General features: G+C 57.5%; 14 protein-coding genes. 6 read left to right on the top strand and 8 right to left on the bottom strand.

The genetic code is table 11. The annotated features are described in order from the left end of the window. Positions 1-7 precede the first annotated feature (7 nt). Positions 8-1,747, top strand: coding sequence for a PTS fructose-like transporter subunit IIB (locus tag ACQ4OB_RS14420; protein WP_430955916.1), 1,740 nt, complete (start codon positions 8-10; stop codon positions 1,745-1,747). An 86-nt stretch (positions 1,748-1,833) separates the two neighbouring features. Beyond that, positions 1,834-3,375, top strand: coding sequence for an alkaline phosphatase D family protein (locus ACQ4OB_RS14415; RefSeq protein ID WP_430955915.1), 1,542 nt, complete (start codon positions 1,834-1,836; stop codon positions 3,373-3,375). 102 nt (positions 3,376-3,477) lie between these two features. Here ACQ4OB_RS14415 and ACQ4OB_RS14410 read toward each other — a convergent pair whose 3' ends face one another. The 3 genes from ACQ4OB_RS14410 to ACQ4OB_RS14400 form a co-directional block, all read right to left on the bottom strand. Beyond that, positions 3,478-3,927 (bottom strand): endonuclease domain-containing protein, encoded by a 450-nt coding sequence (locus ACQ4OB_RS14410; RefSeq protein ID WP_430955914.1) that lies wholly within the window; start codon positions 3,925-3,927, stop codon positions 3,478-3,480. A gap of 234 nt (positions 3,928-4,161) precedes the next feature. Continuing rightward, positions 4,162-6,690 (bottom strand): PepSY domain-containing protein, encoded by a 2,529-nt coding sequence (locus ACQ4OB_RS14405; protein WP_430955913.1) that lies wholly within the window; start codon positions 6,688-6,690, stop codon positions 4,162-4,164. Between the two features lie 237 nt (positions 6,691-6,927). Beyond that, the gene (locus tag ACQ4OB_RS14400; RefSeq protein WP_430955912.1) at positions 6,928-9,189 is read right to left on the bottom strand and encodes a TonB-dependent receptor; all 2,262 of its coding nucleotides are present in this window, start codon (positions 9,187-9,189) and stop codon (positions 6,928-6,930) included. 205 nt (positions 9,190-9,394) lie between these two features. On the opposite strand from ACQ4OB_RS14400, the gene ACQ4OB_RS14395 reads away from it, so the two are divergent. The 4 genes from ACQ4OB_RS14395 to ACQ4OB_RS14380 all read left to right on the top strand — a co-directional run bounded on the left by ACQ4OB_RS14395 (position 9,395) and on the right by ACQ4OB_RS14380 (position 14,333). Next, positions 9,395-10,075: a Fe2+-dependent dioxygenase gene (locus ACQ4OB_RS14395; protein ID WP_074873711.1), complete on the top strand. Its 681-nt coding sequence runs from the start codon at positions 9,395-9,397 to the stop codon at positions 10,073-10,075. Next, complete coding sequence (locus ACQ4OB_RS14390) at positions 10,072-10,815, top strand: tetratricopeptide repeat protein (protein WP_102616280.1); 744 nt, start codon at positions 10,072-10,074, stop codon at positions 10,813-10,815. The genes ACQ4OB_RS14395 and ACQ4OB_RS14390 overlap by 4 nt, the downstream gene beginning before the upstream one ends. Positions 10,816-11,079: 264 nt before the next feature. Then, positions 11,080-13,338 (top strand): alpha-xenorhabdolysin family binary toxin subunit A, encoded by a 2,259-nt coding sequence (locus ACQ4OB_RS14385; protein ID WP_430955911.1) that lies wholly within the window; start codon positions 11,080-11,082, stop codon positions 13,336-13,338. 95 nt (positions 13,339-13,433) lie between these two features. Continuing rightward, the gene (locus tag ACQ4OB_RS14380; protein WP_430955910.1) at positions 13,434-14,333 is read left to right on the top strand and encodes a hypothetical protein; all 900 of its coding nucleotides are present in this window, start codon (positions 13,434-13,436) and stop codon (positions 14,331-14,333) included. Between the two features lie 50 nt (positions 14,334-14,383). Here ACQ4OB_RS14380 and ACQ4OB_RS14375 read toward each other — a convergent pair whose 3' ends face one another. The 5 genes from ACQ4OB_RS14375 to ACQ4OB_RS14355 form a co-directional block, all read right to left on the bottom strand. Next, positions 14,384-15,547, bottom strand: a complete 1,164-nt coding sequence (locus ACQ4OB_RS14375; protein ID WP_076028674.1) for a type III PLP-dependent enzyme — start codon at positions 15,545-15,547, stop codon at positions 14,384-14,386. A gap of 496 nt (positions 15,548-16,043) precedes the next feature. Further along, positions 16,044-17,201, bottom strand: coding sequence for a betaine/proline/choline family ABC transporter ATP-binding protein (locus tag ACQ4OB_RS14370; RefSeq protein WP_430955909.1), 1,158 nt, complete (start codon positions 17,199-17,201; stop codon positions 16,044-16,046). After that, complete coding sequence (locus ACQ4OB_RS14365; RefSeq protein WP_008148960.1) at positions 17,198-17,851, bottom strand: ABC transporter permease; 654 nt, start codon at positions 17,849-17,851, stop codon at positions 17,198-17,200. Before ACQ4OB_RS14365 ends, ACQ4OB_RS14370 begins: the two co-directional genes overlap by 4 nt. Before the next feature lie 12 nt (positions 17,852-17,863). Continuing rightward, positions 17,864-18,757 carry a glycine betaine ABC transporter substrate-binding protein gene (locus ACQ4OB_RS14360; protein WP_102616283.1) on the bottom strand — a complete coding sequence of 298 codons (894 nt, stop codon included), beginning with the start codon at positions 18,755-18,757 and terminating at the stop codon, positions 17,864-17,866. Positions 18,758-18,777: 20 nt separating this feature from the next. After that, complete coding sequence (locus tag ACQ4OB_RS14355) at positions 18,778-19,494, bottom strand: ABC transporter permease (protein ID WP_074873724.1); 717 nt, start codon at positions 19,492-19,494, stop codon at positions 18,778-18,780. Positions 19,495-19,745: the final 251 nt, after the last annotated feature.

Here is a 19,745-nt window from a genome sequence, read left to right as displayed (position 1 = left end):
GTTTGTCATGAAGTTAGCCATTGTTACGGCCTGCCCGAACGGCATGGTTACCAGTGTGCTGTGCGCCCGCTTGCTCGACGCGGCGGCCCAGCGTCAGGGCTGGAGCACCAGCGTCGAAGTCAACGATGCCGCGCACCCTGAACGCCAATTGTCGGCGGCCACGATCGAGGCGGCCGAGTGGGTATTGCTGGTGACCAGCACACCGGTGGATATGTCGCGATTCGTCGGCAAGCGGGTGTTCCAGAGTACCCCGGCGCAAGCCCTGCAAGATGTTGAAGCGGTGCTGCGTCGCGGTGCTGAAGAGGCTCAGGTTTACGTCGCCCCCGAAGCCGTGGCCGAACCTGCTGCCGTCGTTAAAAACGCTCCGCGTCTGGTCGCGATTACCGCGTGTCCGACCGGCGTCGCTCACACCTTCATGGCCGCTGAAGCCTTGCAGCAAGCGGCCAAGCGTCTGGGCTACGACCTGCAAGTGGAAACCCAGGGCTCGGTCGGTGCGCGCAATCCGTTGAGCTCCGCGGCAATTGCCGATGCGGACGTGGTGCTGCTGGCCTGCGATATCGAAGTCGCCACCGAGCGTTTTGCCGGCAAGAAGATTTACCGTTGCGGCACCGGCATCGCCCTCAAACAAGCCGAAGCGACGCTGAATAAAGCGCTGGCCGAAGGCACGCAGGAAACCGCTGCAAGCGGTGCCAAAGGCCCGGCCAAGCAAGAGAAAACCGGCGTCTACAAACACCTGCTGACCGGCGTGTCGTTCATGCTGCCGATGGTGGTGGCGGGCGGTCTGATGATCGCCTTGTCGTTTGTGTTCGGCATCACCGCATTCAAGGAGCAAGGCACCCTCGCAGCGGCGCTGATGCAGATCGGCGGCGAGACCGCGTTCAAGCTGATGGTGCCGCTGCTGGCGGGTTACATCGCCTACTCGATCGCCGACCGTCCGGGCCTGGCGCCGGGGATGATTGGCGGCATGCTGGCAAGCACCCTGGGCGCCGGTTTTATCGGCGGGATCATTGCCGGTTTCATCGCCGGTTACGCGGCGCAGGCGATCAACCGTTATGCGCGCTTGCCGCAAAGTCTTGAGGCGCTCAAACCAATCCTGATCATCCCGTTGCTGGCGAGTCTGTTCACCGGCCTGGTGATGATCTACGTGGTCGGCAAACCGGTGGCCGGGATGCTCGAAGGCCTCACGCACTTCCTCGACAGCATGGGCACCACCAATGCGATTCTGCTCGGTGTGCTGCTGGGCGCGATGATGTGCGTCGACCTGGGCGGGCCGATCAACAAAGCCGCGTATGCATTCTCGGTGGGGCTGCTGGCGTCGCAAAGTTATGCACCGATGGCCGCGACCATGGCGGCTGGCATGGTGCCGCCAATTGGCCTGGGCATCGCTACGTTTATTGCGCGGCGCAAGTTCGCCCAGACCGAACGCGAAGCCGGTAAAGCGGCGTTGGTGTTGGGGCTGTGCTTCATCTCCGAAGGCGCGATTCCGTTTGCCGCGAAAGACCCACTGCGGGTGATCCCGGCGAGCATCGCCGGTGGTGCGCTGACCGGTGCGTTGTCGATGTATTTCGGCTGCAAACTGATGGCGCCGCACGGCGGGTTGTTCGTACTGGCGATCCCGAATGCGATCAACCATGCGCTGCTGTATTTGCTGGCGATTGTGGCCGGGAGTTTGCTGACGGCGGTGGTTTATGCGGTGGTCAAGCGGCCGGAGGTCGTTGGGCTGGCGATAGAGCCCGTCAGCGCCTGATACTCCACCGCACTCCCACAGGGTAGAGCGGTGTCACACCGGTTTCATGGGCATGTGCTTAAGTTTTCCTTTTCAGGGAGAACACCATGAGCGAATTCGACCTTGGCCGCCGGCGTGTCATGCAAGCCGTGGGGGCCGGGCTGTTGTTGCCGGGCCTGGCGCCGGCCGTCATTGCCTCGGTCAAGGATCGGCCGCAACTCACCGATGGCGTGCAGTCCGGCGACGTGCTGGGTGACCGGGCGATGATCTGGAGCCGCTGCGATCGCCCTGCGCGCATGGTGGTGGAATGGGACACCCGCAGCCTGTTCAGCAATCCCCGTCGTTTTGTCTCGCCGTTGGCCGTGTCCGATACCGATTTCACGGCCCGTGTCGAACTCACCGGCCTGCCCGCGGGCCAGGCGATTTTCTACCGCGTGCACTTCGAAGACGCCCAGAGCGGCGTCGCCAGCGAACCGTGGTTCGGCCATCTGCGCAGCGTGCCGCAAACCCGTCGCGACCTCCGTTTCGTCTGGAGCGGCGACACCGCCGGCCAGGGCTTCGGCATTAACCCGGACATCGGCGGCATGCGCATCTACGAAGCCATGCGTTTGCGCCTGCCAGACTTCTTTATCCACAGCGGCGACACCATCTACGCCGACGGCCCGATACCTGCGCAGCTCACCACAGAGAGCGGCCGCGTGTGGCGCAACATCACCACTGAAGCCAAGAGCAAAGTCGCGGAAACCCTCGACGATTATCGCGGCAATTACCGTTACAACCTGATGGACGAAAACATCCGCCGCTTCAATGCCGAGGTTCCGCAGATCTGGCAGTGGGACGACCATGAAGTGGTCAACAACTGGTCGCCGGGCAAGCAACTGGATGAGCGCTACAAGAGTAAAGATATCCACAGCCTGGTCGGTCGCGCGCGTCAGGCCTGGCTCGAATATGCACCGATGCGGTTGCAGAGCGCCGATGGCGGTGGGCGGATTTATCGCAAGCTCGGTTACGGTCCGTTGCTCGATGTGTTCGTGCTCGACATGCGCAGTTATCGCGGGGCCAATGACGACAATCTGGGCGCCGCCAAACCGTTCCTGGGTCGTGAACAACTGGACTGGCTCAAACGTGAGTTGAAGGCCTCCAAGGCCCAGTGGAAAGTCATCGCTGCTGATATGCCGATTGGCCTCGGCGTACCGGACGGTGAAGTCAGCCCTGGCGTGACGCGTTGGGAAGCCGTGGCCAATGGCGAGCCGGGACCGGCCCAGGGGCGTGAAATGGAAATCGCCGAATTGCTCGGTTTTCTGAGGGCGCAGCAGGTGCGCAATTTTGTCTGGCTGACGGCGGATGTGCATTACTGCGCCGCGCACCATTACCACCCGGATCGAGCGGCATTTCAGGATTTCGAACCGTTCTGGGAGTTTGTCGCCGGGCCTTTGAATGCGGGGAGTTTCGGGCCTGATTCGCTGGATAAGACCTTTGGTCCGCAGGTGGTGTTCGAGAAAGCACCACCGGCACAGAACACCTCGCCGTTTGCCGGGTTTCAGTTTTTTGGTGAGGTGAATATTGATGGGCAGACGGGGGAGATGAGTGTGGTGTTGCGGGATCTGGATGGGGTTGGGGTGTTTGAGCAACGATTGCAACCAGTCTGACAGACCCACCCCTCACCCCAGCCCTCTCCCCACGGGGGAGAGGGGGCCGACCGCGGTGTCTTGCGCTATACATCGACCTGAATGTTCGAGTTGATTATGGATTCAACGAAGCTGTTTCAGGTCGCAGAATTTCTCAAGAAACCTACGGTCAGTCCCCTCTCCCTCTGGGAGAGGGCTAGGGTGAGGGGGCGATGTTCGATTCGCCGCAATCTTCAGGATCTGCTCAAGCACTTCACTCATCCGCTCAATTACCTCTAGATTGCTAAACCGCACAACCTCAATACCTTGCTGCTTAAGGTAAAGCGTTCGACGCTGGTCATGTATTTTTGCCGCCGTCTCGTAATGCTGACCACCATCCAGTTCGATGGCCAACTTCAGTTCCACGCAATAAAAATCCAGGAAGTACGGCGGGCATGGAAACTGCCGACGAAATTTCAGATTGGCGATTTGCCGGGCGCGGAGTCTTTGCCAGAGGAGGAGTTCGCAGTCGGTTTGGTTGGCGCGCAGATGGCGGGCGAATTGGCGTTGGTTGGAGGAGGGGCGGATAGGCATGCTTCACGTCCGTGTGAAGGGGGATGGAGGTTTTACTGTAGCCGAGGTTTTGTCGTTTGCCTGTAGAACCACCCCTCACCCCAGCCCTCTCCCCACGGGGGAGAGGGGGAAAGGGAGCCGATCTTCAGCGTATCCAAACCTGAGTTCGACTCGATTTTTCAGGTCGATGTATTACGTGAGACACCTCGGTCAGTCCCCTCTCCCTCTGGGAGAGGGCTAGGGTGAGGGGCTCTTTCAGTAGACGTCGCGGCGATACCGACCTTGCTCAATCAACCGGTCGACCTCTGCAATTCCGAGTATTTCGTTGAGTACGTGATCCACGCCTGAAGCCATCCCTTGCAGGCTGCCGCAGATGTAGATGACCGCACCCTCGGCCAGCCATTTTTTCAGCTCGCCCGCCGACTCGCGCAGTCGATCCTGCACGTAGATCTTCTCGGCCTGATCCCGCGAGAACGCCAGGTCCAGCCGCTCCAGATCCCCCGAAATCAACCACTCCTCAAGCTCATCGCGACACAGGTAGTCATGCTCGCGATTGCGTTCGCCGAACAACAGCCAATGACGTTGCTGGCCATCGGCGATCCGCGCCTTGAGCAAACTGCGCAGCCCGGCCAGGCCGGTGCCATTGCCCAGCAGGATCATCGGCACCGGTTCGACCGGCAGGTGGAAACCGCTATTGCGCCGCACACGCAAACTGATGGTGCCGCCCACCGGGGCGTGTTCGGTCAGCCAGCCGGAGCCGACGCCCACGCTGCCGTCGGGGTGCAGTTCCTGGCGCACGATCAGTTCGAGGATGCCATCGGCGGCGATCGAGGCGATGGAATATTCGCGCATGGCCAGGGGCACCAGCGCGTCCACCAGCGCCTGCGCATGCAGGCCGACCAGATGAGCCCTGTTTTCCGGCAGTTGTCGACTGGCGAGGGCTTGTTCCAGCGATTGCGACAGGCCATCGAGCGCAACCATCGCCCGACCGTCAATGCCCAGGCCATCGAGGAAATGTTCGATCGCCCACGGACAATTGCGCGGCAACACTTCCACCAGGTCACCGGCCAGCCAGCTGCTGGTGCTGGGGGCGGTGAGACCCAGCAGGTAAACGCCCGAACCGCTGCTGTCAGGGTTGAGCAATTCACGGCGGGTCAGGGTCCAGTTGTCATAGCTTGGCGCTTGCCAGGTGTCCACGGGCGCCTGCCCGGTCAGCAAGCCCAGTTGCTGCTGCCAGTGACGCAAGGCGTAAGGGTCGCCGCTGTCGACCTCCACCGGTGCGAACAGAGTCTTGCCGCCGTGCTCGCCAAGCCAAGAGTGCAAGCGTCGGGCGAATCCGCAGAAGTGCTGATACTGCCGATCACCGAGGCCGAGCACGGCGTAGTTCAGGCTTTCCAGACTCAACGTCCGCCCCAGCACTTTGCGCTCGAACCCTCGGGCGCTGTCCGGCGCTTCGCCGTCGCCGAAGGTGCTGACGACGAACAACGCATTGCTGGAATCACGCAAGTCTTGCTCGCTGACGTCCGCCAGCGGCTGCACCTTCACCGGCAGGCCCGCAGCCTGCAATTGCCCGGCGGTCTGCCATGCCAGTTGCTCGGCAAAGCCGCTCTGGCTGGCGAAGCCGATCAGCCATGCCGGCGTGTCGCTACCCGGTTGCGCGAGGCCGTTGCGGGCATCCTTGATCTGCTTTTTCTTGCGCCGGCGATCGAGGTACAACAACCAGCCCGTGATGAAAAACAGCGGCATCGTCAGCGAGCTGATCGTCAGGATGATCCGCCCGATGATTCCGAAATAGCTGCCGACGTGCAGCGCGTAAATGCTGGTCAGCAGTTGCGCCTTGAGGCTCTTGTCACTGTAGCGATCATGCCGCGCGACGATACCGGTCGCCGGGTCCATCGTGATCTGGTTCAGCGCGCGATCGTGGGGCGAGCTGTTCAACAGATAGAACACGGTGGCGGGTTTTCCGGCCACGGGCGGCATGCGGATGTTGTAGGCGCTTAGTGCCGGGCCGGCAGCGCTGTAGATGCTGCTCCACATCGCGGCGTAATCGGCGGTAGGCGCCGGGCCGCTTGGCGCAGGACCGCGACCGCTGCGGGCGCGCTCGTTCTGCGGCGAGTCGGAAAGCAGTCGGGTCAGACCCTTGTTGTACCACTCATAGGACCAGGACAAACCGGTGAGTGCGGCCAGGAGGTAAAACACCAGGCACCAGGTACCGGCCACCGAGTGCAGATCCCAGTTGAAGCTGCGGCCTTTTTTCTTCCAGTCGAGGGTCAGCCAGGCACGCCAGCTTTTCCACTGCCGCGGCCAGCGCAGGTACAGACCGGACAGGCAGAAGAACACGAGAATCAGCGTGCATGCGCCGGTGATTTGCCGACCGGTATCGCCCATGGCGAGGAAGCGGTGCAGTTGCAGCATCAGGCCGAAGAAATCCTGGCCAGTGGCGTCGCCCATGAACTCGGCGGTGTACGGGTCGAAGTAGCGCATCTGCCCACGTCGTTCGCCCGGTGGCGGGGTAAAGATCACGCGCGCGGCGTTGCCGCTGTCGGTCTCGACCCAGAGCATCGAGACTTTCTTGCCCGAGGCGCCTTCGATTTTTTCCACCAGTTCGGCGGGCGGCAGGACGCCGGCGACCTGCTTTTCGACCTGCAACACAGAAGGGTTCAGCGCGCGCAGGATTTCATCCTGAAACGATACCGTCGCCCCGGTGATGCCCATCAGGGCCAGGACCAGTCCGGCGCTGATGCCGAAAAACCAGTGCAACTGGAACAGGGTTTTCTTCAACACGTCACTCGCCTTGTTCGTTCGAAAATATGATCACGGCGCGCATTATGCCGTGGGTTGTCGAGAAAGATTCTTTCTTGCGCACAAAAGCCCCGTTCACCTGGATGAACGGGGCCTTCCCTGATTTCAGCTTCCATCCGCACGCATGTAGGAGCACAGCTTGCTCGCGATGGCGGTGCGTCAGCCAACATCAATGTTGAATGTGCCGGCGTCATCGCGAGCAGGCTCGCTCCCACAGGATCAGAAGTGGAAGTTGGCGCTCAGCAGGGCAGTGCGACCCGCCGCCACGTGGGCGTAGTGCGTCTGGAACACTTGGTCGAAGTAACGTTTGTCGGTCAGGTTCTGCACGTTGAGTTGCAGGTCGACGTTCTTGGTCAGCGCATAGCTGGCCATTGCGTCGTAGCGCCAGTAGGACGGGATCTCCACCGAGTTGGCGATGTTGCCGAACTGCGAGTCGACGAACGTGGCGCCAGCGCCGACGGTCAACTTGTCCGGCACCAGGTCGTAGGTCGACCAGAACGTGAAGTTGTTCCGTGGGGTGCTTGGCATGTGGTTGCCTTCATCGGCGGCGAGGGTGGTTTTGACCACTTCGCTTTCCATGTAGGTGTAGCCGCCGAAGACTCTCCAGTTACGGGTCAGTTTGCCGCTGTAGCTCAGCTCCACGCCATTTACCCGCTGCTCGCCGTCCAGCACTTGCGTGGTGGCGCCATCCGGATCGTTCATCCGCGCATTGGTTTTCTCGGTGCGGAACAGTGCGGCGGTCAGCGACAGGTCGTCACCAAAGAAGTCCCACTTGGTACCGATCTCGTAGTTGCGGTTCTTTTCCGGGTCCAGATCACTGTTGTTCGCCGCCAGTTCCAGGCCACCGTTGCCGCTGGTTTCACCGGACGGGTTGCTGGAGGTGGAGTAGGCCGCGTAGATGCTGCCGTTAGGCAACGGGTTGTAGACCACGCCGATCTGGTAGTTGACCAGGTCGCTGGTGTTCTCACGGGAGAAATCGTTCGCTGGCACGGTGCTGCTGGCGTTGGCGTGGCCGCTGGATTTGACCTGATAGTTGTCGTAACGCAGGCCCAGGTTCAGGGACCATTGTTCGTTGAACTTCAGCGTGTCGAACACGTAGGCCGCAGCGGTTTTGGTGTCGGTGTCGGTGAACGCGGCGCTGTCGGTGATCGAGCCGTTCCAGTGATCCCCTGGCGTCGGGTTCTGCAGGCTGGTGCAGTCGCCGGAGTTGAACAGGGCACGGTTGCAGCGGGTGCCGCTGGCGGTCGAGGTCAGGATGTACGGGCGGTTGTGGGTGTCCTGATAGGAAAACTCAAGGCCGGTCACCAGACTGTGCTCGATGGCGCCGGTGTTGAATTTTGCACTCAGGTCGGTCTGGTTGATCCAGCCGCTGGACGTCGAGTTACGACTTTTCGCGCCGCGATACACGCTGCCCAGTGCCGCGTTGCCCTTGCTGTCGTCCGGGTTGGTGACGATGTAATCGAGCGTGGAACGGGACATGCGGAAGCTGTTCGACACGGTCAGGTTATCGTTCAGATCGTGTTCGATCTCGATGGTGCCGCTGTCATTGCTGGTCTGGCGATAGTCGCGCCCGGTGAGGCCGTAGAAGTTGTCGCGATCGACATGCACAGGTTTATCGACGTTGTACTTGCTGCGGTTGGGGCTCAAGGTCAACGGCAGGCCGTAGTCGGGCATGTCGTCGGTTTCGACGTGGTAGTAACCGACGGTCAGGCGGGTGTCGGTACCCAGGCCGAACGCGAAGGACGGTGCCACGCCCCAACGGCTGACGTCCACGGCATCACGGCCGGCGACGTTGGCTTCGTGTTTCATCAGGTTCAGACGAAAGGCCGAGGTGTCGGTCAACTGCTGGTTCAGGTCGAGGGTGGTGCGCTTGGTCTGGTCCGAGCCCCAGGTGAAGCCGCCGTTGTAGGCATTACCGAGCTTGGCGGTCTTGCTCACCAGGTTCAGGCTGCCACCGGTGGAACCGGCGCCGGTGAAGGCTGATCCCGGACCTTTGCTGACTTCGATCGATTCAACGTTGAAGATCTCGCGGCTCTGGGAGGCCGGGTCGCGCATGCCGTCGATGAACACATCGCTTTCTGCGTTGAAGCCGCGAATGATCGGGCGATCGCCGGCCGGGTTGCCGCCTTCACCGGCACCGAACGTGATACCCGGTGTGGTACGCAGCGCATCGACCAGACTGGTGGCGCCCGTGTCGCGAATCACTTGCTGCGGAATCACTGTGACGGTTTTCGGCGTTTCACGCAGCGGCGCGGTGTATTTCTTGTTGGCCGAGGTATCGGTCTTGTAGGAGGTCTCGTCCTGGGCTTCACCGTTGATAGCGGTAGCGCCCAGGGAAATCACGTTGCCCGGTGCTTTTTCGTCAGTCTTTTCAGCCGCGAAAGCCATATGGCCCGCAGAGCCGGCAGTGATCGCCACGCCAATTGCAGACGCGAGCAAACGCGGTGAACTGACCGGTAATTGTGATTGTTGGCGTGACATGAGAATTCCCCTCCCCAAGGATTTGAGGCCGCGGAATATAGGGTAAACAGTTATTTGTATCAATTGCGAAACGTTACTATTCGCGACAAATTTACATTCTTTACAATTTACCCTTACGGTTTTTGCTGTCTCGTTCGTCACGGTGTTTTACACGGGCAATAAGAATCAATACCATTGGCACCCCTTTGCCTTCAGGTGTCATCCCATGCTGCTGCACATTCCCGGCGTGTTCGCGAAAGAAGAAGTGCAGCGCATTCGCGAGGCTCTGGAACAGGCAGATTGGGCCGACGGCAAAATCACCGCCGGCTACCAGTCGGCCAAGGCCAAGCACAATCTGCAATTGCCGGAAGGTCATCCGCTGGCCAAGGAAATCGGCGCGGCGATGCTGGAACGGCTGTGGAAAAATCCGCTGTTCATGTCCGCCGCGTTACCGCACAAGGTCTTTCCTCCGTTGCTGAACTGTTACACGGCGGGCGGCAGTTTCGACTTTCACATCGACAATGCCGTGCGCCAGCCCAAGGGCAGCATCGAGCGGGTGCGCACCGATTTGTCGGCCACCCTGTTCTTCAGCGAACCGGACGACTACGACGGCGGCGAACTGGAAATCCAGGACACCTACGGCACCCAACGGGTGAAGTTGCCGGCCGGCGACATGGTTCTGTACCCCGGCACCAGCCTGCACAAAGTCAACGCCGTGACACGCGGCACTCGCTACGCTTCGTTCTTCTGGACCCAAAGCCTGATCCGCGAAGACAGCCAGCGTGCCTTGCTGTTCGAGATGGATGGGGCGATCCAGCAACTGACCCAAGACATGCCCGACCACCCTTCGCTGATTCGCCTCACCGGCACGTATCACAACCTGTTGCGTCGCTGGGTCGAGGTATGAGTTATCAACTGCGCCGCGAGGAAGTCCTCGACGGTGACCGTCTTAAAGCCATGCTCGAGGAAAGCCCGGCGCGCGCGGCACAGGCGATTCTGATCGCCGCCCGCGAAGGTGTACTCGATGCCCAGGCCTTGCTCGGGCAGATTCTTCTGGATGGGCAGGGCATCGAGCAGGATCAGCCGCTGGCCTTGCGCTGGTTCGAGATCGCCGCCCAGGGCGGGCACTTGATGGCGCGCAACATGCTCGGGCGTTGTCATGAGCATGGTTGGGGTTGCGTGGCCGATGCTTCGATTGCTGCGGGGCATTATCGCCAGGCTGCCGAAGCAGGGCTGGATTGGGCGATGTACAACTACGCCAATCTGCTGGCGACCGGGCGGGGGGTTATCGAGGATCAGTTGCAAGCGCTGAGTCTGTATCGGCAAGCAGCTGAATTGGGCCATGCGAAATCGATGAACCTGCTGGGACGATATCTGGAGCAAGGCCATTATTGTCCTGCTGATCCTGTGGCGGCGTTTGATTGGTATCGACGTTCGGCGCTGGGCGGTGATTTTCGTGGGCAGTTCAGTTACGGCACTTGCCTGACAGAACGAGGGCAGTTGGATAGCGGATTGGCTTGGTTGCATGAAGCCATGTATTCGGGGCACTGCAACTTCCTGCACACGGCGGCGAAAATCTTGTATGAAGCAGGAATGTCCTCCCTTGGGGATGCTTATTTACAGCAAGCTGAAAAACTAACAGCATGAAGTAGCGGGTCTGAGTAATGACCGGTAGTTTTGATCTTTTATTGTTGATCGATTGCTCTTGAAGCGAAAGCGACAAGGCTTCTTGCATTTTTATGAAGTGTTGTAAGGGCATGTTGTTATTGTTTTTTAATACACGGATTTGTATTTTTTTTGACAGTTTGGCAGCGGTGCATCTAGTCTAGGTTCTGCCTGGCTAAGTTAGGCATTAATGATCCCGTCTCGGCAATGAAGCTGGGTGCGAAATACTACTCAATGGAATGAATTATGAATAATGGAAAGTTGTGGGAAGAGGCACTGGTGGGTGCGAGTTATGAACAGTTGGCAGAATTTGCGGCTGAAGTTCCGAGGCTGTTGCTAGTGTCTTCGGTTGCAGGCTCGGATAGCGTAGTGCGCAGTACCGGTCTTGTGCTGACAAAAAACGAAATCATCAGTATAAAAAAATACGTATCAATCGCGTTTAGTTTTCCAACTACGCTCCCCACTGTTACTGATTACCTACGCTATGGGGTTGGAGAAGATGGTGGTACAGGTCTAAGGCCTAATGATTTTTTAAGCACTTTTCAGATGATTCGTGATCACGCAGAAACATGGAGCGATCTACGTGAGAAAATTATGATGACTTCTACCGATCTTGAAATGTTTGGTGCTGTGATGCGTATCTGGGGTCGTCAGATGGAGCGCTTCTATGACAGCGACGAAGCCACCGATCTGATAAAGAAGTATAAGATCAAGACGTATGAAGATCTAAAGCAAGTCGAATATGAATGGGAAGGGGTGTTTCCTGGTATTAAGTTGGACCCTGATACTGTGCTTAATCTTCAGTCTGTACTTCACACCATTACTGATGATATTGGTCAATATCTGGAGAGAACCAGCGAGATAAAAACGAAACTTGATACCTTCGGCAATACTCTCGAAAACAAAGTGATCCCGGCAATCGGCCGTCGTCTAGAGTTTATAAATAACAATAAATACCCTGGGGAGATTGATGCGCTTAACAAGCGAATCACTGACCGTGCAGCCGATATCGAGCGAATGAATCTCGAGTACAAGGCGTTAGTGGAGAAGTCGCTCGGGTCTGCTGCGGCGATGAATATTTTTGGTCTCGGGATGGCAATCTATCTGGGCGTAGAGGCCGAAAATATCCGAGCGGAAAGAAATCGACTGAATAAACTTCAGGAGCAGGATATTCAGACCCTGAATAGCAAAAACGTAACCCTTGGATCGTTGAAGCGAGTCGAGCATGATTTGCAGAACTGCAAAGTGGCAGCTCTCGATGCTGAGGTGGCGACGAATAACTTACGTTACAACTGGAATGTAATTGCTGACTATGTCAAAAAATCTGCTTCTAATGTAGGAGCCATCACTGATGCGCTGAAGTTGTATGAATTCATGGTTAAGTTTCAGCTAGTCGTTGCATCGTGGGTAAAAATTGAAGAGCGTGCCGGTGAATTGGCCCGAGTCTTTTCGGAAGCAGACAGGGAGTATCAAGGCGAAGCCGTAAGCTCGCGTATGGCAACGCGGAGCATGGTTTTTTCAATCTATCCGTCGTTGGATCTTGGCGCGATGTCATCCGCCAGAAAGCTGATGCGAGCGGGCAGCGCTCTTGCGGTTACGTTGTCCGAGCAATTTGACTATCTCCCTGATCTCGTTGACCAATTCGCTCGGCGAGTGGACGACGTGTTCAATGCTTCTCGGGAGTTGCAAGGTTCTTCTGATTCAGCCTTGCGCCGGCTCAACGACACTTTTGATGAAATGGTCTTGCTCGATAAAATGCTTGCGAGGGAAACCGCTCGCGGGAATGAAGATGCCATTGAATCTATCAATGCTAACCGTATGAAACTACTGACAGATACTGCAGATCAGGTAAAAAGCGCACAGTATGATATTCAGCGTTCTCTAAATAATATCAATGTTTTCTTTGACAAGACGCAAACAACTGGGTTTGGCATAAAGCTCGAAGCAGATATCGAATATGCCAAGGCTCGGGAATCTGACTTCATGTTGCAGATGAGCGAGTTGCAGGAGATTCAAAACGGCGTAGATAAAGCTGTCAAGCTGATCGAAAGTAAAGGCATTGAGCTTATTGGCAATGATGTTAATTTGACAATCGATAAACTTAAGTCTATCAACATGACCATGCCAGAAATTGAGCTCGTCATGATGGCAATCGATCAACTGAAGAAAACAATTGAGGGTATTGTGAAGGATGTTTCCTTTTTGTTTCTGCTGGCGCAAAGTAAGTTGTTACGCGAGAAAATCGATGTCTTGCGGGCTTCCATTGCAGAGCAAGTAAAACTGGTCACACAGTGTGAGGGTAAAATCAAGCTTATTGGTGCGATCCATAACATCGATGGGCACTGCGTCGTTTACAGGACTCACTACGAGCCGGCTGTCGATGCTTTTGCACTGTTTGGTTCTAGCATTGGGCATGGGTCTACAGTAGTGCCAGTTGATACGTTTTTTGCAGAAGCCGATAAGTTTATTGAGTTTCTCAAGCCGTTATCTATTCCCCTCAAATAATTTTTACCCGAACAGATCTAGATTCTATTTGTGTGAATTAATGATGCCGGTGGACAACTCCGTCGGTATCATTGAAATTACTAAGGTGCTTGCAAATGCACGGTTATTTGTTAGACGAGAAAAACTTCATAGCATTGAAGAGCTATATCAATTTCTTAAGCAGTCTGCCGGTAACACTGACGGAGATTCAGCGTTTTTCCGAGTCATTCCAGCGGCAAGGGCACCGTATGATTACACCGCCAAATGCCGTCATGCTTGCGCAAGCGGCTAGGACTAACGATTTGGCATGGCAATCTTTAAAGGTGGCCGTTCCTTCTTTGGGTCAGTCGTGTGCCAAGGCTTTGGCGGATGCACAGGGATTTATCGACGAGTTTCGAGACACGACCAAACTGATAAATGGACGGGCGTTGGTTAGCGGTATTGATCCCGCACGCTTCAGTATTTTCAAGTCTCTTTCGTGGAGTAACGTTCCGGCAGTCGATGTGATTAGTTTGCTGCGAGAGTTGGACCGACGGCTTTCTCAATGTGCGGCTGGAATAGCCCAATTCAAACAGGCTGTGAATACAGTCGGCGGAACATTGCACAGCATTTTTGTCCGATTTATTGAATCCTTGAGTATTGATTTGTGTAGTTGTGATGGGCCTGTTTCCAAAATAGAAGCGTACTACACTTTGGGGCGAATCGGCTTGCCAGGTATGCAATACAATCCTGGGGGAAGTTACTCCCATGAGCAGCGTGTGGAATATGCTCGGACTCATCTGAGTAACTTGCGGAGCATGAGAAGGAATACTGCCGGCGCTGTGGACAATCTGAACGACTTTTGCTATCGACTTGTACAGTTGATTGAGCACGCACGACGTCAGTTACAAGCGAATCATCCTCGCTCCTCAGTGGATCGCTGTCACGGGTTATTCAGTATTGCCGAAGTAGGTCTCTCTGAAGTCAGAGACATGTCTGAAGATTTAATACTGATTTCCGGTAAACTCAACCCATAAAAAATGCCCATGCTGTTGAAGCATGGGCATTCTTTTTTTTCGTCAGGCGCTTACACGTAAAACGACTTCAGCGGCGGGAAGCCATTGAATTCAACTGCGCTATAACTGGTGGTGTACGCACCCGTCGACAACCAGTACAAACGATCACCAATCGCCAGGTTCAGCGGCAAGCCGTACTTGTAGTTCTCGTACATGATGTCGGCGCTGTCGCAGGTCGGGCCGGCGATGACCACTTCTTCCATCTCGCCTTTCTTTTCGGTCCAGATCGGGAACTTGATGGCTTCGTCCATGGTTTCGATCAGGCCGGAGAATTTGCCCACATCCGTGTACACCCATCGCTCTACCGCGGTACGGGATTTACGCGCGACCAGCACCACTTCGCTGACCAGGATACCGGCGTTGGCGATCAACGAACGGCCCGGCTCCAGGATGATTTCCGGCAGGTCGTCACCGAAGTCTTCCTTGAGGAAACGGATGATTTCTTCCGCGTAGGTTTCCAGGCTGTTGGTGCGGGTGATGTAGTTGGCCGGGAAGCCACCGCCCATGTTGATCAGCTTGAGAACGATGCCGTCTTCTTCTTTCAAACGCTCGAAGATCACTTTGACCTTGGCGATCGCGGCGTCCCAGACGCTGATGTCGCGCTGTTGCGAGCCGACGTGGAACGAGATGCCGTAAGGCACCAGGCCCAGGTCACGAGCGAGGATCAGCAGGTCCATGGCCATGTCGGTCTGGCAGCCGAATTTGCGCGACAGAGGCCAGTCAGCGGTGGTCGAGCCTTCGGTGAGGATGCGCACGTAGACTTTCGAACCCGGTGCAGCCTTGGCGATGTTGCGCAGGTCGGCTTCGGAGTCGGTGGCATACAGACGCACGCCCTTCTCGTAGAAGTAGCGGATGTCTTTGGATTTCTTGATGGTGTTGCCGTAGCTGATGCGATCCGGGCCGACGCCCTGGTTCATCACTTTATCGAGCTCGTAGATCGAGGCGATGTCGAAGTTCGAGCCTTTCTCCTTGAGCAGGTCGATGATTTCGACGGCCGGGTTGGCCTTGACCGCGTAGTAGACCTTGGCGAATTCGAAACCGGCGCGCAGGTCGTCATAGGCCTGGCTGATCATCGCGGTATCGATCACCACGAACGGGGTTTCTTGTTTGTCGGCGAAGGCCTTCATTTTGTTGAAGGTATCGCGCGCGAAATAGTCTTCGACGTTGATCGACATGCTGGGAACTCCTACTGGCAAACTGAAATTAACAATGGGTGCAAATGAACGTCCTCCGTATCCCCACTTTGGTTCGCCTACTTCCCAAGGCATGTCGCCGAAAGCAAAAAGGCCATGGGAAGCGGTGCTTTCCCTTGGCCTTGCTGTCTCGTCGTCAGTACTTGAGCCGGATGGATCGTTTCCAGCATGGACGTTCGGCGCGAACTTTAGGGCGTGAGGGGCTTGAGATCAACAAAAAATGTCGCGTTTTTGCACGCTTCCGTCGTGCGGTCCCGCACAGCTACTGATGTAACCGACCTGCATGACAGTGTGATGTTCCCTGAATGAGGAATTTTGGAGGGATTTACATTGCCTTTGTGGCGAGGGGGCTTGCCCCCGTTCGGCTGCGCAGCAGTCGTTGAACCAAAGTACTCGGTATATCAGAACAATTACGTTCTCTGGTTTCAGGGCCGCTTCGCGGCCCAACGGGGGCAAGCCCCCTCGCCACAGGGTCAGATCAGGCGACAGCCGCCTCGGCCGGCGAAACAATGCTGGTCTTGCCGCCACGGGATTTACCGGAGCTCAAGTACTCGGCAATCGATTCCTGAGTCACTTCCCCGAGGAACACCCGCTCGGCATCCATCACCGGCAACCACGAGCGGTTGAACTCGTACATGCGCGACAGCAGGATGCGCAAATGTTCGTCGAACGCGGCGGTGGCGTTGAATTCGCGCAAGTACTGCGCGCAAGTACCGGTCTGACGGTGCAGGTCGCGACGTCGTACATAACCCAGCGCCTTGTTCCCACTATCGGTGACTACCACGTAACGACGGTCAAGTTCGTCCATCAGCTCCAGGGTTTCAGCCACCGGCGTTTCCGGGCTCACCGACGGCGCGTTGTCCGCCGCGTCTTCGGCTTTCACCAGCAACAGGCGCTTCAGGGTGCTGTCCTGGCCGACGAAGTTACTGACAAAGTCATCAGCAGGATGCGCCAGCAGCGTATCCGGGTGATCGATTTGCAGCAGTTTGCCGGCGCGGAAGATTGCGATCTTGTCGCCCAGCTTGATTGCTTCATCGATGTCGTGGCTGACCATGATCACGGTCTTGTTCAGCGCACGCTGCATTTCGAAGAATTCGTTCTGGATCATCTCGCGGTTGATCGGGTCGACCGCGCCGAACGGTTCGTCCATCAACAACAGCGGCGCATCCGCTGCCAAGGCACGAATCACGCCGATCCGCTGCTGCTGGCCACCGGACAATTCACGCGGGTAGCGATTCAGGTACTGCTTGGGTTCGAGCTTGATCATGCTCATCAACTCGCGGGCGCGGTCGTGGCATTTCTGTTTGTCCCAGCCCAGCAGGCGCGGAACGATGGTGATGTTTTCCTCGATGGTCATGTTCGGGAACAGACCGATCTGCTGGATCACATAACCGATGTTGCGACGCAAGGTCACGGCGTCGAGGTCAGTGGTGTCTTCGCCGTTGATCAGGATCTTGCCCGAGGTCGGCTTGATCAGGCGATTGATCATTTTCAGCGTGGTGCTTTTGCCGCAACCCGATGGCCCGAGGAACACACAGATCTCGCCTTCATTGACGGTCAGGCTTACCGAGTCCACGGCTTTCACATCTTTGCCGTTGCTTTGGAAGGTCTTGCTGAGGTTTTGAAGTTCGATCATTTGAGCAGTCCTTTTGGAGTCAGCGTGCGTTGCAGCCATTGCAGAAGCAGGTCGGCGAAGATGGCCAGGAGACTGACCAGCACGGCGCCGACGATCAGCATCGACATGTCGCTGCGGCTGATTGAAGCGAGGATAAGTACACCGAGGCCACCGGCACCGATGGTCGCGGCGATGGTCATCACACCGATGTTCATGACCACGGCGGTGCGCACACCGGCGAGGATCACCGGCACCGCAATCGGCAGTTCGACCATGCGCAGGCGCTGGCCGAAGGTCATGCCGATGCCGCGGGCGGCTTCGCGAATGCCGGGGTCGACGCCGGTCAGGGCGAGGTAGGTGTTACGCATGATCGGCAGCAGCGAGTACAAAAATACTGCGGTGATCGCCGGCATCGGGCCCAGGCCCTGACCGAATTTGGAGTAGAACGGCAGCAACAGGCCGAACAGGGCAATCGACGGAACCGTCAGCAGCACCGTGGCGCTGGCCTGCAAGGGGCCGGCGAGGGTCGGGAAGCGCGTCATCAGGATGCCGAGCGGCACGCCGACCAGAATCGCGAGGGTCACGGCGATGCCGACGAGGGTGATGTGCTGCCCGGTCAATTGCAGGACCAACGGCCAGTCGAGATGGGAAAAGGCGTTCAGAAATTCCATGTCTTTTCCTCCTTAGTTGAGCGGATGTTGGCGCAGGAAATCTGCAGCAACGGATGAAGGGCTTTCGTGATCGACATCGACCCGCGCGTTGAGCTGACGCATGGTGGCGTCGTCGAACAGTTCGGCCAGCGGCTTGAGCTCTTCGGCGAGTTTCGGATGGGCGTCGAGGTAGACCTGGCGTACCACCGGCGCAGCGGTGTAGTCCGGGAAGTAATGCTTGTCGTCTTCCAGCAGTTTCAGCTTGAAGGCGTTCAAGCGACCGTCCGTGGTGTAGACCAGACCGGCAAACACCTGACCGTTGCGCAGGGCGGTGTAGACCAGCCCGGCGTCCATCTGCCGGATGTTTTTGCGGGTCAGGTTCATGCTGTAGAGGTCGACCATGCCGTCCAGACCGTCGGAACGGTTGGCGAACTCGGTGTCGAGGGCGACGAGGTGATTGGTCTTCGCCTCAGCCTGCAGCACCGTGTTCAGCTCGCTGATGGTGTTGATCTGCGGGTAAGCCTTCGCGGTGTTTTCCGGCAGGGCCAGGGCGTAGGTGTTGCTGAACTTCGACGGGGTGAGCCAGACCAGGCCTTTTTTCGCGTCGAGTTCTTTCACCCGGGCGTAGGACTGAGCGCTGTCGAGCTTGTCGGTGACATGGTTGTAAGCCACCAGCGACACGCCGGTGTATTCCCACATCAGATCCAGCTGACCACTTTCGTGGGCGCTGCGGGCCAGGTTGCTGCCCAGACCGCCAGTCACCTGGGTGTCGTAACCCTTGGTGCGCAGGTACTGGGAGGTGATTTCTGCCAGCAGGGTTTGTTCGGTGAACACCCGGGCGCCGATGCGGATCACCGGTTTTTCAGCGGCTTGGGCAAACCCTGCGAACAGCAGGACGCAGCCTAGTATTAAGCTTGTTTTTTTCATGTGGATTCCTTTGCCGAGGCTTAAGACGGGCGCAAGCCGCGTTCGAGCCAGAGGCGGCTGGCGAGTGTCACCAGGCCGTCGAGCAGCAAGGCCAGCAGGGCGGTGCAGGCCGCGCCGAGCAGCAGTTGCGGCTGATTATTCAGGGCGATGCCAGGGAAAATCAGGCTGCCCAGACTGTTGGCGCCAATCAGGAACGCCAGCGGTGCGGTACCGACGTTGATCGCCAGCGCCACACGCACGCCACCGATGATGATCGGCACGGCGTTCGGCAGTTCGACCCGCCATAGCACCTGAGTCGGTGTCATGCCGATACCGACGGCTGCTTCCTTGAGCGAACCCTGAACGTTTTTCAAGCCTTCATAGGTGTTGCGCACAATCGGCAACAGCGAGGCGAGGAACAGGGCGAAAATCGCAGGGCCGCTGCCGATGCCGAGAATGCCCAGGGCGATGGCCAGTACGGCGAGAGGCGGCACGGTGTTGCCGATGTTGAAGATCTGCATGAAGCGTTCAGCGCGGCCCACCATGGTCGGGCGGCTGAGGAAGATGCCAGCGGGTATGCCCACAACAAGGGCGGCCAGCATGGACGCGAGGACGAGAATCAAATGGGCTTGCAGGTAAAACAACAAATCGTCGCGGTACTGTTCGATCGTGTTGATGCCAATCCAGTGGACCAGCAGGGCCAGGAGGGCGACGACAACCGCACCTCCTATCAGCCCCTTGCCATAGCGAATAGCCACAGGCGGACTCCTTTTTTTCAGTCGGCGGACGCAGTCCCGTGTGGCAATGCCATTCCTGGCTGCCGGGAAAACAACGTTCGCGAGAAGCAGCTCTTCATGCTGATAAAACCGCATGAGATCGAGCCATAAGCGCAGCCTCGTCAGGCCAACTTGCTGATTTTTCAGCCCCTGGTACGAGTGCCGTAACAGGGGAGTGGACGTCTGCACCTTTTAAAAGGTTCCATATTTAGCAGCAATTAGCCACCCATGAT

The organism is Pseudomonas sp. ES4, assembly GCF_050586665.1.
Lineage (GTDB): Bacteria > Pseudomonadota > Gammaproteobacteria > Pseudomonadales > Pseudomonadaceae > Aquipseudomonas > Aquipseudomonas frederiksbergensis.
The sequence above is the reverse complement of the archived record's forward strand: the minus strand, read 5'-3'. Positions and strand labels throughout refer to the sequence as shown.